Source organism: Streptomyces canus (assembly GCF_001514145.1).
GTDB lineage: Bacteria > Actinomycetota > Actinomycetes > Streptomycetales > Streptomycetaceae > Streptomyces > Streptomyces canus.
Map to the genome: position 1 here is coordinate 20,609 of NZ_KQ948659.1, position 14,790 is coordinate 35,398.

Sequence of the window (14,790 nt, forward strand, 5' to 3'; positions counted from 1 at the left end):
TCCCGTGACCCAAGACATCTCCGCATCTACTCCCGCCGCCCCGCCGCAGGAAGCCGCGGGTGGCACCGCACCCGACCCGAAGCGCCGCCTGGCCTTCGCGGTCGTCCTGATCGCCGGATTCATGGACCTGGTCGACACGACGATCGTCAACGTCACCGTCCCGAGCATCCAGCGCGACCTGCACGCCGACTACGCCCAGATCGAGTGGGTCATCGCGGCGTACGTGCTCTCCTTCGCCGCCCTGCTGATCCTCAGCGGCCGGCTCGGCGACATCTTCGGACGCAAGCGCGTCTTCCTGATCGGCATGGCCGGCTTCACCATCGCCTCGCTGCTGTGCGGCGTCGCGGTCAACCCCGAGATGCTGATCGTCTCCCGGTTCGTCCAGGGCGCCATGGCAGGCCTGATGGTCACCCAGATCCTGGCGATCCTGCACGTGGTCTTCCCGCCGGGCGAGCGCGGCAAGGCGGTCGCCATCTTCGGCGCGGTCACGGGTTCCTCCGCGGTCTTCGGCCTCGCCCTCGGCGGCGTGGTCGTGCAGTGGAACCTCTTCGGCTGGGAGTGGCGCCCGATCTTCCTGGTCAACGTCCCCGTCGGGATCGCGGCGCTGATCGCCGGCGCCCTGGTGATCCGCGAGTCCCGCGCCCCGCAGCGCCCCAAGCTCGACCTGCTCGGCATGCCGCTGGCCCTCGCCGCCGTGGTGCTGCTCGTCTACCCGCTCACCGAAGGCCGCCGCCTGGGCTGGCCGGCCTGGACCTACGGCATGATCGCCGGCGCCCTGGTGCTGCTCGCGGTCTTCCTCGCCTACGAGAAGCGCCGCTTCGCCAAGGTCGGCTCCGCACTGGTCGAGTTCGGGGTGTTCCGCTCCCGCTCGTTCTCCATCGGCATGGCGGTGTGGTTCCTGTTCTGGACCGCGGTCGGCGGATTCTTCTTCGTCTGGACGCTCTTCCTGCAGCAGGGCCTCGGCTGGACGCCGATGCACGCCGGCCTGACCGCCGCCACCTTCGCCATCGGGGTGGGCATCGGCGCGGGCAACGCCCCCGACAAGCTGGTCCCCAAGTTCGGCCGCAACGTGCTGGTGGCCGGCGGCATCGTCAACGCGATCGGCTTCGTCGCCTTCTCCGTCCTGGTCGCCCACTACGGCCACAGCCTCGCGTCCTGGCAGATCATCCCGGTGCACATCGTCTCCGGCATCGGCTTCGGCCTGATCGTCGCGCCGACCCTGGATCTGCTGCTCGGCCAGGTCCCCGGCGAACAGGCGGGCAACGCCTCGGGCCTGCTGAACACCGTCCAGCAGCTCGGGATGGCGCTCGGTGTCGCGCTGACCGGCGTGATCTTCTTCGCCCAGGTCGCGGGCGCGTCCGGTGACGCCGCCGACGAGGCCGCCCCGGCGCTGAAGTCCGCCCTCAGCAGTGCCGGCGTCACCTCCCAGGACCAACTGGTCGCCGACTTCCGCACCTGTGTGCAACAGCGCGCCGACTCCGTCGACCCGAGCGAGGTCCCGGCCGACTGCCGCAAGGACGCCCCGAAGGTCGCCGGCGCCTTCGGCGGGGCCATCGCCCGCGCCGACTCGGTCAGTTACTCCTCCGCGTTCCGTACCGTCCTGCTGCTGGACGCCGGCATCCTGGTGATCGCCGCCGCCGGCTTCCTGACCCTGCCCAAGCACTCGCGGCCCGCCGACGCGGCCGCCGTGAGCCCCGAGCCCACCGAGGTGACGGCATGAGCAACGAGAAGAACGTCCTGGTCCTCGGCCGAGAGCGGCACCTGGTCGACGCCTCCACCGGCATCATCGAGGCCAACGGCTTCCACGCGGTCGGCGTGACCCGTGACGAGGAGGCGCTCTCCCTGCTGGACACCGGCCGGTTCATCGCGGTCCTGGTCGGCAGCGGCGTCGAGTGGGAGTCCCGTCCGCCGGTGCGTGAGCACGCCGCCCCGCACGGCACCGTGGTCCTCGAGGCGCAGCGCGTCCCGATGCAGACCGTCCAGGAGCACGTCAGCCATGTGATCGTCCCGAAGCTGCGCCGGATCGCCTGACCACCACCGCACCAGAGCCCCGGATCCGACCGCCCCCCGACGGATCCGGGGCCCGGCCACGCCCTGGGGGGCACGGACACGGTCACCTCCGTGGTCGACGACGTGGTCACGTCCGCCATGGCGAGTGGGCGGCCGCGAAGGCCGTAGCAGCTCGCCCGGGGTGCCGACGGGTCGGGCAAGGGCGCTCGGCTGGTCGCGGTCCGGCCGGAGCTGCCGACGTCCCTGCCCCCCACCCCCTGCACCACCTGGTCGGGCCGCGTTCCTGGCTCGACGCGCAGGAACGCGAGGCCGGCTGGCGCGCCACCCTGGAGAAGCGGGGGGCTCCGTGCCCCGAGGTCACCGCGCTGTTCTGCACCAACGACCACCTGGCCCTCGGCCCGCTGCGGCGAGAGAGCCCACATCGTCATACCGCCCAGCCTTGTCGTGCGGACCTCGGCGACCCGCCCGCGAGACCCAGAGGCGACCACGGCCTCCGGCTGGCCGGGGCGATCGCGCCGACGACTCACCCGCCCCCGTCGCCGGCCCCCGTCCCTCCGCCCAACCGATCGGCCAGACAGGCCAGATACAACGCCATCGTGGTCCGGTGGTCCCGCAGTGGCCGGCCGGTCGTCTGCTCGATCTTGTTCATCCGGTAGACGACGGTGTTGCGGTGGATGTGCAGGGCCTCGGAGGCGCGGACGAGGTTGAATCCGCTCTCGCACCACGCCGTGATGGTGTCGCGCAGGACCGGCCAGTCCGGCTGGTCGCGCAGGCTCGCGGTGGTGCGTTCGATCAGGCGGTTGCGGGCCGGCTGGGACACCGCCGTGAGGGCCTGGTGGACGCGCAGGTCGGTGATCAGGTGGACGGGGGAGTCGCTCGCCACGCGTGCCCCGAGGCGGAGCGCGTCGCAGGCGTCCTGGTAGGAGTCGTGCAGGCCGCTCACGGAGGCCGCCGGTTCGCCGATGCCGGCTCGGGCGACGAGACCGTCCTGCGCGGCGATGACGTCGGTGGTCCGCCGACAGTCGTCCAGCAGGGAGGTCACCGGGCGCCGGTCCGGGAGTCTGCGCAGTACGCCGATCCAGCCGGGAGCCGTGGAGGCGATGATGTCCTGGGGGTCGGCGAAGACCTCGCGAACCGTGCGCAGCAGTTCCGAACGGACCAGTGCCATGTCCCGGGTAGGTGCGCCCTGGCGTCGGGTGCCCGCGTCGGGGACCCGTACCTCGATGGCGACCGCGACCCGCCGCAGCCGTAGGTCGAAGCCCAGCTCGGCGGCCCGGAACAGCAGGAAGTCGCCCTCCACGACCTGCGGGTCGTACGACGCGACGTCGGCCAGCAGTTTCTCCGCCGCCCGCTCGGCGAGCAGGCGGGAGCGCAGCATCACGGACTCCCTGAGCAGGATCTCCGTCTGGCGTTTGACGAGCAGCCCGAACCGGCGCACCTGCGCGGGCGTTCCGGTGATCCCGACCGTGCCGACGGCCTTTCCGTTCGCGACCAGGGGCAGGGTGACTCCCGGGCGTACTCCGCGCAGTTGCTGTGCCTGCGACGCGTTGTGCGTGGCGGGTTCCTGGGTGCGGACGACCTCGACCGACGCCTCGTGGAAGCTGCCCACCCGGCTGCTGTCGCCGCTGCCGATGACCAGGCCGCCCGCGTCGGTGATCAGCACGTTGAAGCCGATGACGGCGGTGGTGTCGGAGGCGATCTCCTGCGCGAGTGACGGGCTCAGCATGAGCGGTTCTCCCGTCGAGGGCGGGCCCGGGTGGACGCACCGTACAGCGGATCGATCGAATTCGGCCACAAGTCTGTACGGAGTACACGGTGACGTAACCGGAGCCGGTTCGTAGCGTATGGCCCCATCGCATCCGCAATCACCTCCCCGATCCATCCCCCTCACATCCCCGCCGGGGGCACAGCGCGGTGAGTCGGCGGGCTCCCCTCTGCTTCCTTCAGCATCGTTACGGAAGGCCCATGCCGATGATCCGTATGCGTCCGCTTGCCGTCGCTCTGTCCGCCACCCTCCTGCTCCTCGGCACCGCCGCCTGCGGCTCCGGTGACGACGACGGCCCCAAGAACGTGTCGGCGAAGACCGCCGCGCTGGGCACCCTCACCCCCGGCGTCATCAAGGTGGCCGTACAGCCGTACGCCCCCTACACCAGCGTCCAGGGCGACAAGATCGTCGGCCTGGACGGCGACATCCTCAACCACGTGGCCAAGAAGCTCGGCCTGGAGGTCGAACCGCAGGTGACTGACTTCGCCGGCATGCTCGCCGGGGTGCAGTCCCGCCGCGTGGACATCACCGTCGGCGGTGTCGCCTGGTCCGCTGACCGGCAGAAGCAGGGGCTGTTCACCGACCCGCCCTACTACTCGCCCCCGGCGATGGCCGTCCGCAACGGCAAGACGTACAAGACCGTCGACGACCTCGAGAATCGAAGCCTCGGCACCGTCGAGGGCTATGTCTGGGTCAAGTCGATCCAGTCCGTCCCCGGTGCCAAACTGCACGCCTACCCCGACGCCAACGGCGTCTTCGACGACCTCGGCGCGGGCCGCGTCGACGTCGGCTTCCTCGACCCGCTCCTCATCATCGCGGCGCAGAAGGAACGTCCGGAGCTGAAGATCAGCACCCAGTACCTGACCCCGCCGACCGCCGCCCAGGTCAAGGCGAAGCCCGCGTACGCCTACTTCCAGCCGTACCAGACCGGCTTCTACCTGCCCAAGAAGGCCACCAAGCTGGAGCAGGCGATCTCCGCGCAGATCGACGCCATGTACACGAACGGCGAGATGGCCAAGCTCGTCGAGAAGTACGGCGGCGACCCCGAGCAGTTCCTCAAGCCGGCCGCCGACGTCGCCACCGCGCGCCGGGGCGTGGACCGGCCGCAGGACTGGAATCCGCCGACCATCGCGAAGTGAGGGGACGACATGTCCGGCCTCTTCCAGGTTCCCTGGTCCGACTACCGGCCCGACCTCGTCGACGCCCTGTGGCGCACCGTGTCCTACACAGTCGTGAGCTTCGTCGGCGCGGTCCTGCTCGGTCTCGCGGTGGCGCTGCTCCGGCTCAGCAGAGCGTGGCCCGCGCGGGCCGTCGCCGCCGTCTACACCGAGGTGTTCAAGAACGTCCCGCTCCTCGCCATCATCTTCCTCACCTACTTCGGCCTGGCCTCGGTGGGCATCCGGCTGGACGTCTTCACCGCCGGCTGCCTCAGCCTCGTCGTCTTCTACGCCGCCTACCTGTCCGAGATCTTCCGCTCCGCCATCAGCGGGGTGCACGCCGGACAGACGGAGGCCGGGGAGGCGCTGGGCCTGGGCCGGGCGGGAATCTTCGGGCACATCGTCCTGCCGCAGGCCGTACGGCAGGCGCTTCCCGGCACCAACACCATGCTCGTCGACCTGCTGAAGTCCACCTCGCTGCTGGTCACCGTCTCCGCCGCCGAGCTGATGTCCGAAGGGCGACTGATCACCTCGGCCACCTTCCGGGCCCTGGAGGTGTACCTGGTCATCTCGGCCATCTACTTCGCCCTGTGCTACCCGCTCTCCCAGCTGCTCCTGCTCCTCGAACGCAAGGTGCGGGCGGGCATCCCCCTCTCCCCGTGGCGACGCCGGCGCCTGAAGGCGGCACGCGTCCTGCTCGCCTCGGCCGTGGAGGCCGACATGAAGGCAGGTGCCGTATGACCGAGTCGGTCACCACCCCGCAGACCACGCCTCGGACACCGACAGAGGCCGTCGTACGGATCAACGGTCTGAGCAAGTCCTTCGACGGCCGTCTCGTCCTCGACCAGGTGGACCTGGAGGTCGACCGCGGCCGGATCGTCAGCGTCATCGGACAGAGCGGTGGCGGCAAGACGACCCTGATGCGCTGCGTCAACCTGCTGGAACGGCCCGACCGCGGCACGATCGAGGTCGCCGGTGAGGTGGTGCACAGCGACGGCCGCACGGTCTGCCGCGACCTGCCCCGGCTGCGCCGTACCGTCGGCATGGTCTTCCAGCGGTTCAACCTCTTCCCGCACCTGACCGCCGTGGAGAACGTCGTCCTGGCCCAGCGCAAGGCGGGCATCCCGGAGCAGGAGGCGCTGGAGCGTGCCGTCACGCTGCTGCGCCGGGTCGGTGTCGCGCACCGTGCCCTCGGCCGGCCCGAGCAGCTGTCCGGCGGCGAACAGCAACGCGTCGCCATCGCCCGGGCCCTCGCCCTCAGGCCCGAGTTGCTGCTCTTCGACGAGCCCACGTCCTCCCTGGACCCCGAGGCGACCCGGGAGGTACTGAGCGTGATGCGCGAACTCGCCGCGGACGGAATGACGATGCTGCTGGTCACCCACGAACTGCCCTTCGCCCGCGAGGTGTCCGACCACGTCGTCTTCGTCGACGGCGGCCGGATCGTGGAGGAGGGCAGGCCCGACGACGTGCTCGACAACCCCTCCCGGGCCCGCACCCGGGAGTTCCTCGCCTCGTACGGAACCGCGTCGTGACCGGTACGCCCGCTCTCACCGGCGACGGACCCGTGGTGGTCGTCGGGGGCGGTGTCGTAGGACTGTGCACCGCGTACTACCTGGCGGCGGCCGGACTTCCGGTGGAGGTCGTCGAGCGGCGCGGGCTGGGCTCGGGGGTGTCCCGGGGCAACGCGGGCTGGGTCTGCCTCAGCCACTCGACGCCCGTTCCGTCCCCCGGAGTGCTGCGCTACGCCCTGCGCTCCCTGGGCCGCCCCGACTCGCCGCTCTATTTGCGGCCCCTTCCCGACCCGGCGTTCCTGCGCTGGCTGTGGCGGTTCTGGCGCAGCAGCGCACCGGCCGCCTTCCGGCGGGGCTACGCGGCGATCGCCGACCTGAACCACGACACCTTCGACCTCTTCGACGGGCTGCGCGAGGCCGGGGTGGCCACCACCCTGACCCGGCCCGGCATGGTGCACGCGTTCCTGTCGGAGGCCGAGGCCCGTCATCACCTCGCGATCCAGCGGGAGATGGCGGAGGGCCACTATCCGATGCCCGACGACATCACCACGGGCGACGAGGCCCGTCTGCTGGACGGCGCGCTCTCCTCCAAGGTGCGCGCGGCCTACCTCGTCGAGGGCGAGGGCGTGGTCGATCCGGAGGGGTTCGCCCGCGGACTCGGCGAGGCGCTCGCCGCCGCGGGTGTGAAGGTCCACGAGAACGCGGAGGTCACCGGATTCCGGTCCGGGGCAGGGCGGGTGACCGCACTGCGGACCGACCGGGGCGAGATCCCCTGTTCGGCCGTCGTCGTCGCGGCCGGAATGCGGTCCCCGGCGCTGCTGCGCGAGCTCGGACACCGGCTGCCGCTCCAGGCCGGCAAGGGCTACAGCTTCGCGGTGGACCTGGACCCGGCACCGCGGCACACCCTGTACTTCGGCGAGCGCAGGGCCGTCGCCTCACCGATCGGCACCACCACCCGGATCGGCGGCACGATGGAGCTGAGCGGCAACAACAACCGCCTCGACTGGCGCCGGATCGTCGCGGTGGCGCTTGCCAGCCGCCACTACCTGGGCCGGTGGTTCGACGACCCCGACGACCTGGTGAGCCTGATCCGCGACCCCTGGGTCGGCGGCCGGCCCTTCCTGCCGGACGGCCTCCCGGTGATCGACCGGCTGCCGGGCCGGGAGAACGCCTTCGCGGCCACCGGCCACGGCATGCTCGGCGTCACCCTGGGTCCGGCCACCGGCCACCGGCTCGCCGAGTACATCCGCACCGGCCGCCGCCCCGAGGTCCTCGCCCCGTTCGGCTTCGACCGGCTGCGCGGCTGAGGAGGCACGGCGGCCGGTGCTCTCACGCCACGATCGCCATCCCGCGATCCGTGGCGTTGAGCCGCCTCCCTCCGTCCGCCGTGCACGTCACGACGTCCTCGACCCGTACGCCGAAGCGGCCCGGCAGATACACACCTGACCCGATCGAGAAGCACATGCCGGGGGCGAGGAAGGTCTCCTCGCCCCCGGTGAGGTGCGGTGGCTCGTGAGCGGTGACTCCGATGCCGTGGCCGGTGCGTTCGGCGGCGTACTCGCCGTACCCCGCGTCCTCGATCCACCGGCGTGCGCCGCGGTCGACCTCCTGGCAGGTCGCGCCGGGGGCGACCGCCTCGAAGGCCGCCTGCTGGGCCGTACGGACGAGGTCGTGGACCGTGCGTTCCTCCTCCGTCGGTTCGCCGACGTGGACCGTGCGGGTCAGGTGTGAGGCGTAGCCGTCCTTCAGGCCGCCGAAGTCCAGGATCACCATGTCGCCCTTCTTCAGCGTCCGTTCGCCCGTCCTGTGGTGCGGGTTCGCGCTGTTCCGGCCGGAGGACACCACCGTGACGACCTGGCTGTGGCTCTGTTCGCGGAGCAGGCGGGCCAGGTCGGCGGCCACTTCGGACTCGCGGCGGCCGGTGAACCGTACGGCGAGGATCTCCTCGTACACCGCGTCCGCCGCCGCTGCCGCCGACGCGAGGCGGGCCACCTCGTGGTCGTCCTTCATGGCGCGCAGCAGCGGGAGTACGACGGTCAGGGGGCGGTAGGTGGTGAGGGGGAGGGCCTCCTGGAGGCCCAGCAGGTGCAGGGCCCAGGTGGTGTCGGAGACGGCGTAGCGGCCGTTGGGGAGGAGGAGGCCGGTGGCTGCCGCGTACGGGTCCTGGCCGTCGCGCCAGTCGGAGATGCGGACGGCGTCCGCGCCGGGCGCCGACTCCGCGTCGGGGCGTTCGAGGGACGGGACCAGCAGGCGGGGTTCGGAACCGGGGGTGAGGACGAGGAGCGTGAGGCGTTCCGTCGTCGCGGCGGGGCGGTGGCCGCAGAGCCACGTCAGGTCGGGGCCCGGCGTGATGAGCAGTCCGGCCAGGCCGGTCTCGGCCGCGTCCCTGGCCGCCCTGGACATGCGAGCCGCGTAGTCCTCTTCCGTGAAGGGGGCGGGGGTGTCGTGCATGGGGCTCCTCCGACCGCTGCCGTCGTCCGGTTCATCGTCCGAGGAGTGAGGTGCGGGGTGCCCGGGGGCGTGGGCCGAGCGGGTGAGGGTTCAGGCCGCCTCGGGGCCGAGCGAACGCTCCGTCACCCGCGTCAGATGGCGGTGGAAGACCTCGCGGGTGTCCGGGGTCAGCGTGCGCAGCGCCACCAGTGCGGTGATCACCACGTCGCACAGCTCACCCTGCACGTCCTCCCAGCTGTGGCTGACGCCCTTGCGCGGGTTCTGGCCGATCGCCCCGATGACCGCCTCGGAGACCTCTCCGACCTCCTCGGACAGCTTCAGCATGCGCAGGAGGAGGCCTTCGCGACCGCTCACCGGCTGATCCGCCTCCAGCCAGGCCCACAGGGCGTCGACGGACTTCCAGAGGTCCGGAGAGGGCGTGCCGAGATCACTCATGCGGAGCAGCTTCCCATGGCGCGGGGTCCCGTTCGGCTACTCCCCGAACAACGCCTCCTCCTCATCGAACAGCGCCGTCTGCGCGTCGTCGTCCCCGTCCTTCTTCTCCCGCAGCCGCAGACCCCGCGCCCCCACCACCGCCGCGGTCACCAGCCCCGTCGCCGCGAGCGCCACCGGCACCATCCATCCCCGGTTGACCGTGTGGCCGAGGGCGTGGTCCAGGGAGATCCGGCCCGGCCCCGTCACCGCCAGGCCCGCCGCCGTCAGGCCCAGCGAGGCCGCGTACTCGTAGCCGCCGCCCGCGTTGAAGAAGCCGTTGGGGGCGTGAACCGCGGACGCGCCGGCCATCGCGCCGGCCGCCGCCGCGCCCGCCGCCGGGGTTGCCAGGCCCAGTGCCAGCAGGGTGCCGCCGCCCGCCTCGGCCAGTCCCGCCGCCGTGGCGCTCGCCCGGCCCGGCGCGTACCCGACGGACTCCATGAACTGGCCGGTTCCCTCGAGGCCGCCCCCGCCGAACCAGCCGAGCAGTTTCTGCGCGCCGTGGGCGGCCAGCACACCCCCGGTTCCCAGCCGGAGGAGCAGCAGGCCCAGATCACGTCGGTCGTATGCGGTCACGATGACTCCCAGCAGAAGTGGAACGAGACCCCCCTCGCGTTTCCACCGTCGCACCGCTCACACCTGTCCGGAACACCCGCGCGGCCGTTCGGGTGGCGGCCCCGGGGGCGTGGTGTGAGTCTGGCTGGCATGACGATTCAGACCGCCCGACTCAGCGACCCGGCCGTCCGCGCCTTCGTCTCCGCCGTCAACGCCCATGACCGCGAGGCCTTCCAGTCCCTGCTCGCGCCCGGCGCGACCATGGCGGACGACGGCAGCGACCGTGACCTCGACGAGTGGGTCGACCGGGAGATCTTCTCCTCCCACGGCCACATCGACGTCGACAACGAGTCCAACGGCGGCCGTTCCCTCCTCGCCCACTACAGCAACGACACCTGGGGCGAGATGCGCACCCGCTGGGACTTCACGGTCACGGAGGACGGCAGGATCGCCCGCTTCGAGACCGGCCAGGCCTGAAACCACGAAACCCCCTCGCCGAACCCCTTGCCCTGAAGCGCACTTCAACTCCTAGCGTTCAGGCATGGAGACCACACGCACTCTCGGCCGCTCCGGCATGGAAGTAAGCGCTCTCGGCTTCGGCTGCTGGGCGATCGGCGGCGAATGGCAGGACGCCGACGGACAGCCCCTCGGCTGGGGCAAGGTCGACGACGAGGAGTCCGTACGGGCCGTGCACCGCGCCCTCGACCTCGGCATCACCTTCTTCGACACGGCGGACACCTACGGCGCCGGACACAGTGAGCGGGTGCTCGGACGGGCCCTGGGCAAGCGGCGGGACGACGTCATCGTCGCCACCAAGTGGGGCAACGTATTCGACGAGGAGACCCGCACCCGCACCGGCGTCGACGACACCCCGGCCCACGCCCGCCGCGCCCTCACGGCGTCCCTCGACCGCCTCGGCACCGACCACGTCGACCTGTACCAGCTGCACCTGAACGACCTGGACCCCGAGCGCGCGGCCGAACTCCGGGACCTGTGTGAGGAGTTCGTACAGCAAGGGCTGATCCGCGCCTACGCCTGGAGCACCGACGACCCGGCCCGCGCCGCGGTGTTCGCGCGAGGGGAGCACTGTGCGGCCGTGCAGCACGCGCTGAACGTCATGCAGGACGCTCCCGAAATGCTGTCCCTGTGCGAGGAGTTGGGCCTGGCCAGCATCAACCGCAGCCCGCTCGCGATGGGTTTGCTGGCCGGCAAGAGGCAGGGCCCTCAGGACGCCGGTGACATCCGCAGCAAGCCCCCGGCCTGGCTCCAGGGCTTCGGCGACGGCGCGGCGGCCGACCCGGAGTGGCTGGCGAGGATCGACGCGCTCAAGGAGATCCTGACGAGCAACGGCCGTACGCTCGCCCAGGGCGCCCTGGCCTGGATCTGGGCCCGCAGCCCGAAGACGGTCCCGATCCCGGGCTTCCGGTCGGTGACCCAGGCGGAGCAGAACGCGAGCGCCATCGAGAAAGGGCCGCTCACCGCCGACCAGTTGACCGAGATCAACCGAATCCTGGAACGGTGAGCGGCCCCGCCTCGAACGGCTCCTACCCCTGAGCCAACGACTGTTCGGTCAACGTGAGCTGTCCCGCCTTGATGGTCGCGAGGCGAGGTGCCCGACGAGCGATCGACGAGTCATGGGTGACCAGGATGAACGTCAGCCCGTACTCGTGCCACAGCCCCTCCAGCAACGCCATGATCTCGTCGCGCATCGACTCGTCGAGGTTGCCGGTGGGCTCGTCGGCGAGCAGCACCTTCGGCTTCTTGACCAGCGCACGCGCGATGGCCACCCGCTGCTGCTGCCCACCGGACAGCTCGGCGGGCGCGTGGGTGAGCCGCTCGCCCAGCCCCACCGAGCGGAGCGCCTCCGCCGCCCGCTCGCGCCGTTCCGCCGGCTTCACTCCCAGCGGGACCAGCGCCGTCTCGACGTTCTCCTGTGCGGTCAGTGTCGGGATGAGGTTGAACGACTGGAAGATGATGCCGATCTTCTCGGCCCGCAGCCGGGTCAGCCTGGCCTCGCTGATCTTCGCCAGGTCGACGCCGTCCAGTTCGACGCTGCCCTCGGTCGGGCGGTCCAGGCCGCCGATCATCTGCAACAGCGTGGACTTGCCACCACCGGTGGGGCCCTGGATGACCAACTGGTCGCCGTCCTCGATGGTGAGGTCGACGCCCCGCAGCGCCTCCACCGTCTCCTTGCCGCGCGAGTAGCGCTTGGTGACGCCGGTGAGTCTGTACATGAGAACTCCGTAGAGAAGAAGAAGTGGGGAGGGCGACAGCGGTTACGACACGCTGCGCAGCGCGTCCGCGGGCCGCATCCGGGAGGCCCGCCACCCGCCCATCGCCCCGGCGATCAGCCCGCCGGTCACCGCGAGGCCCACCGCGAGCGCGATGGTGGTCATCGAGACGGGCGCGGTCAGCGCGATCTCCATGGTGTTCTGGGTGGCCTGCTGTCCGGGGCCGCCACCGCCGGGGCCGCCCGCACCGCCACCGCCGCCGGTGTTGCCGAGCTGCGCGGTCAGCTTGGGGCTGATCATGGTCACGGCGTACGCGGCCGCGAGGCCCAGGCCGATGCCGAGGGCGCCGCCGAGCAGGCCGTTCACGATCGACTCGCCGACGACCTGCCGGGTGACCCGGCGGCTCGGCCAGCCGAGCGCCTTCAGGGTGCCGAACTCGCGCACCCGGCGGGAGACCGCCGAGGAGGTCAGCAGCGCGGCGACCAGGAAGGCGGCCACGAGCACGGCGATGGACAGCCACTTGCCCACGCTGGTCGCGAGGTTGGAGGCGGTGGACAGGGACCCGGAGACGGTCTCCGCGAGGTCGGCGGAGGTCGTGACGGTCGTACCGGAGATGTTCTTCTGGATCGCCGACTTGACGGAGTCGATCTGCTTCGAGTCGCTCGCCTTGACGTAGATCGTGGTGACCTGGTTCTTCGCGTCGGCCAGCGTCTGCGCCTGCTTCAGCGGCAGGTAGACGTCGGTGGTGGACTCGCTGCTGTCCGGCGTCGCGATGCCGATGATCGTGTACTTGGTCCCGGAGATCTTCAGGGTCCCACCGACCTTGAGGGAGTTCTCCTTGGCGTACGCCTTGCTGACGACGGCGACCTTCGCGTCGGTCTGCGCGGCGGTGAAGGTCTTGCCGGTGGTGATCTTGGAGCCGGCCAGCGGGCCGAGCGTCTGGTCGGTGACGTCCACGCCGGCGACGGAGTAGGAGTTCACGTCGAAGTTGGCGCCGCCGCCCTGGACCTGGGGCGCGGCGGTGCTGCCACTGCTGCCGCCGCCCGGACCGCCCTGGCCGCCGTTCCCGGTGTTTCCACCGGAACTCTGCGCCTTGCCCTGGGTGAAGGAGCCGTCGACCTTGGTGACATTCAGGGTCAGCGCGCCCACCGCGCTCGCCACGCCACTCTGCTGGGAGACCTTGGTGACCACGCTCGACGCCAGGGCCTGACCGCCCTGGGTCATCACGCGGTCGGAGCTCTGCGTGTCGTCGCTGTCGTTGGAGTTGGCGTCGAACTGGAAGTTCGGTCTGCCCGAACTCCCGGACGTCGGGGCCGACCTGGCCTTGGTGACGGTCATGTCGGTGCCGAGCCCGTAGAGCGATTTCAGGACCTTGTCCTGAGCCTGTGTCATACCGGCCGACACCGAGTTCACGGTGATGACCAGCGCGATACCGAGCGCCAGACCCAGAGCGATGACCAGGGCCGCCTTCTTGCGCCGGCCCAGCTCGCGCTTGAGATAGATGCCAAACATCCCGTTCCTCGAAGGTTCTTGGCGCCCGCTGTGGGCGCGCCCTCAAGGTAGGGACGCAGCATTGCGGGGCCGTGAGGAAGGGATATGTGCCGGCTGAGAAGGGATGTGCGCGAGCTGAGAATGTTGCGCGGCGGCCGTCCACGGACCGGTGCGTACCTCGCGGTCCCACGCGAGATCCACCCCCACCCGGCCCATGGACGGCCGCCGCACTCCCCCCTCGGGCGAGGCCGACGGAACGCCACCCCCCAAGTGTGAAGCTCTTGTGGAGAGCGCGTGATGAGCATAAGCCGCCAACCAGCCTCGGTGGGGGTGGAAGCGCATATTCCGCTTGTGGAAATCGATTGCTCAGCCACGCCCCACATACGGCATCGCCGTCGCCAGTACGGTCGCGAACTGCACGTTCGCCGCCAGCGGCAGCTCCGCCATGTGCCGCACCGTGCGCGCCACATCGGCCACGTCCATCACGGGTTCCGGCGCGACCTCCCCGTTGGCCTGCAACGCCCCGGTCTCCATCCGCGCGGTCATGTCCGTCGCCGCGTTCCCGATGTCGATCTGCCCCACCGCGATGCCGTACGGCCGCCCGTCCAGCGACAGCGACTTGGTGAGACCGGTGAGTGCGTGCTTGGTCGCGGTGTAGGCGACGGAGTGCGGCCGGGGTGTGTGCGCCGAGATCGAGCCGTTGTTGATGATCCGTCCGCCCTGCGGGTCCTGCTCCTTCATCTGCCGGTACGCCGCCTGCGCGCACAGGAACGCCCCGTTGAGGTTGGTGTCCACCACATGCCGCCAGGCGTCGTACGGCAGCTCCTCCACCGGCACCCCGCCGGGCCCGAAGGTCCCCGCGTTGTTGAACAGCAGATCCACCCGGCCGAACCGCTTCACGACGGCGGCGAACAGGGCGGCCACGTCGTCCGGTTGGGAGACGTCCGTGCGCAGGGCCACGCAGTCGCCCCCGGGCGCGAGTGCCGCCGTCTCCTCCAGTGTCCCGGTCCGCCGCCCCGCGAGCGCCACCGACCAGCCCGCGCCCAGCAGTTCCACCGCGACCGCGCGTCCGATCCCGGAGCCCGCGCCGGTCACCACCGCGACCTTGTTCGTAGCTTGCCTGTCATCCATGGGGCCGCAGCGTAGGC

General features: G+C 71.0%; 15 protein-coding genes. 8 read left to right on the top strand and 7 right to left on the bottom strand.

Annotated features, from left to right (window positions below):
• The first annotated feature begins 4 nt into the window (after positions 1–4).
• Together AQJ46_RS13760 and AQJ46_RS13765 are read left to right on the top strand one after the other, a co-directional pair.
• Complete coding sequence (locus AQJ46_RS13760; RefSeq protein ID WP_059205887.1) at positions 5–1,720, top strand: MFS transporter; 1,716 nt, start codon at positions 5–7, stop codon at positions 1,718–1,720.
• Positions 1,717–2,031, top strand: a complete 315-nt coding sequence (locus AQJ46_RS13765; protein WP_059205888.1) for a hypothetical protein — start codon at positions 1,717–1,719, stop codon at positions 2,029–2,031. Before AQJ46_RS13760 ends, AQJ46_RS13765 begins: the two co-directional genes overlap by 4 nt.
• A gap of 502 nt (positions 2,032–2,533) precedes the next feature.
• Here the strand turns inward: AQJ46_RS13765 and AQJ46_RS13770 are convergent.
• Positions 2,534–3,736, bottom strand: coding sequence for a CdaR family transcriptional regulator (locus AQJ46_RS13770; protein ID WP_059205889.1), 1,203 nt, complete (start codon positions 3,734–3,736; stop codon positions 2,534–2,536).
• Positions 3,737–3,975: 239 nt separating this feature from the next.
• Here AQJ46_RS13770 and AQJ46_RS13775 point away from each other — a divergent pair, with 239 nt between their 5' ends.
• From AQJ46_RS13775 to AQJ46_RS13790, 4 genes are read left to right on the top strand one after another with little or no spacing between them, the layout of a single operon-like run.
• Entirely contained in the window at positions 3,976–4,914 is a 939-nt protein-coding gene (locus AQJ46_RS13775) for a substrate-binding periplasmic protein (RefSeq protein WP_225887327.1), read from the top strand.
• 9 nt (positions 4,915–4,923) lie between these two features.
• On the top strand, positions 4,924–5,673 hold the full coding sequence (locus tag AQJ46_RS13780; protein ID WP_059205890.1) for an amino acid ABC transporter permease: 750 nt from the start codon (positions 4,924–4,926) through the stop codon (positions 5,671–5,673).
• The gene (locus tag AQJ46_RS13785) at positions 5,670–6,464 is read left to right on the top strand and encodes an amino acid ABC transporter ATP-binding protein (RefSeq protein ID WP_059205891.1); all 795 of its coding nucleotides are present in this window, start codon (positions 5,670–5,672) and stop codon (positions 6,462–6,464) included. The genes AQJ46_RS13780 and AQJ46_RS13785 overlap by 4 nt, the downstream gene beginning before the upstream one ends.
• Positions 6,461–7,750, top strand: coding sequence for an NAD(P)/FAD-dependent oxidoreductase (locus AQJ46_RS13790; protein ID WP_225887328.1), 1,290 nt, complete (start codon positions 6,461–6,463; stop codon positions 7,748–7,750). Before AQJ46_RS13785 ends, AQJ46_RS13790 begins: the two co-directional genes overlap by 4 nt.
• A gap of 22 nt (positions 7,751–7,772) precedes the next feature.
• Here AQJ46_RS13790 and AQJ46_RS13795 read toward each other — a convergent pair whose 3' ends face one another.
• The 3 genes from AQJ46_RS13795 to AQJ46_RS13805 form a co-directional block, all read right to left on the bottom strand.
• Entirely contained in the window at positions 7,773–8,894 is a 1,122-nt protein-coding gene (locus tag AQJ46_RS13795) for a M24 family metallopeptidase (protein WP_059205892.1), read from the bottom strand.
• Positions 8,895–8,984: 90 nt separating this feature from the next.
• Positions 8,985–9,329, bottom strand: a complete 345-nt coding sequence (locus AQJ46_RS13800; RefSeq protein WP_059205893.1) for a MazG-like family protein — start codon at positions 9,327–9,329, stop codon at positions 8,985–8,987.
• 36 nt (positions 9,330–9,365) lie between these two features.
• Positions 9,366–9,941: a DoxX family protein gene (locus AQJ46_RS13805; RefSeq protein WP_059205894.1), complete on the bottom strand. Its 576-nt coding sequence runs from the start codon at positions 9,939–9,941 to the stop codon at positions 9,366–9,368.
• Positions 9,942–10,070: 129 nt separating this feature from the next.
• Here AQJ46_RS13805 and AQJ46_RS13810 point away from each other — a divergent pair, with 129 nt between their 5' ends.
• Together AQJ46_RS13810 and AQJ46_RS13815 are read left to right on the top strand one after the other, a co-directional pair.
• Positions 10,071–10,397 (top strand): hypothetical protein, encoded by a 327-nt coding sequence (locus tag AQJ46_RS13810; RefSeq protein WP_059205895.1) that lies wholly within the window; start codon positions 10,071–10,073, stop codon positions 10,395–10,397.
• A gap of 64 nt (positions 10,398–10,461) precedes the next feature.
• Entirely contained in the window at positions 10,462–11,442 is a 981-nt protein-coding gene (locus tag AQJ46_RS13815; RefSeq protein WP_059205896.1) for an aldo/keto reductase, read from the top strand.
• A 22-nt stretch (positions 11,443–11,464) separates the two neighbouring features.
• On the opposite strand, the gene AQJ46_RS13820 is transcribed toward AQJ46_RS13815, so the two are convergent.
• From AQJ46_RS13820 to AQJ46_RS13830, 3 genes are all read right to left on the bottom strand, one after another.
• Positions 11,465–12,154: an ABC transporter ATP-binding protein gene (locus AQJ46_RS13820; RefSeq protein WP_057613862.1), complete on the bottom strand. Its 690-nt coding sequence runs from the start codon at positions 12,152–12,154 to the stop codon at positions 11,465–11,467.
• A 42-nt stretch (positions 12,155–12,196) separates the two neighbouring features.
• A complete protein-coding gene (locus tag AQJ46_RS13825; protein ID WP_059205897.1) occupies positions 12,197–13,663 on the bottom strand; it encodes an ABC transporter permease in 1,467 nt (488 codons plus the stop codon).
• Positions 13,664–14,008: 345 nt separating this feature from the next.
• A complete protein-coding gene (locus AQJ46_RS13830; RefSeq protein WP_059205898.1) occupies positions 14,009–14,773 on the bottom strand; it encodes an SDR family oxidoreductase in 765 nt (254 codons plus the stop codon).
• Between the last annotated feature and the right edge of the window lie 17 nt (positions 14,774–14,790).

What these genes read in the sequence shown, in the direction of transcription:
- AQJ46_RS13765 (WP_059205888.1), top strand. Translation starts at nt 1,717, where the DNA reads ATGAGCAACGAGAAGAACGTCCTGGTCCTCGGCCGAGAGCGGCACCTG.
- AQJ46_RS13770 (WP_059205889.1), bottom strand. Translation starts at nt 3,736, where the DNA reads ATGCTGAGCCCGTCACTCGCGCAGGAGATCGCCTCCGACACCACCGCC.
- AQJ46_RS13775 (WP_225887327.1), top strand. Translation starts at nt 3,976, where the DNA reads ATGCCGATGATCCGTATGCGTCCGCTTGCCGTCGCTCTGTCCGCCACC.
- AQJ46_RS13780 (WP_059205890.1), top strand. Translation starts at nt 4,924, where the DNA reads ATGTCCGGCCTCTTCCAGGTTCCCTGGTCCGACTACCGGCCCGACCTC.
- AQJ46_RS13785 (WP_059205891.1), top strand. Translation starts at nt 5,670, where the DNA reads ATGACCGAGTCGGTCACCACCCCGCAGACCACGCCTCGGACACCGACA.
- AQJ46_RS13795 (WP_059205892.1), bottom strand. Translation starts at nt 8,894, where the DNA reads ATGCACGACACCCCCGCCCCCTTCACGGAAGAGGACTACGCGGCTCGC.
- AQJ46_RS13800 (WP_059205893.1), bottom strand. Translation starts at nt 9,329, where the DNA reads ATGAGTGATCTCGGCACGCCCTCTCCGGACCTCTGGAAGTCCGTCGAC.
- AQJ46_RS13810 (WP_059205895.1), top strand. Translation starts at nt 10,071, where the DNA reads ATGACGATTCAGACCGCCCGACTCAGCGACCCGGCCGTCCGCGCCTTC.
- AQJ46_RS13815 (WP_059205896.1), top strand. Translation starts at nt 10,462, where the DNA reads ATGGAGACCACACGCACTCTCGGCCGCTCCGGCATGGAAGTAAGCGCT.
- AQJ46_RS13820 (WP_057613862.1), bottom strand. Translation starts at nt 12,154, where the DNA reads ATGTACAGACTCACCGGCGTCACCAAGCGCTACTCGCGCGGCAAGGAG.
- AQJ46_RS13825 (WP_059205897.1), bottom strand. Translation starts at nt 13,663, where the DNA reads ATGTTTGGCATCTATCTCAAGCGCGAGCTGGGCCGGCGCAAGAAGGCG.
- AQJ46_RS13830 (WP_059205898.1), bottom strand. Translation starts at nt 14,773, where the DNA reads ATGGATGACAGGCAAGCTACGAACAAGGTCGCGGTGGTGACCGGCGCG.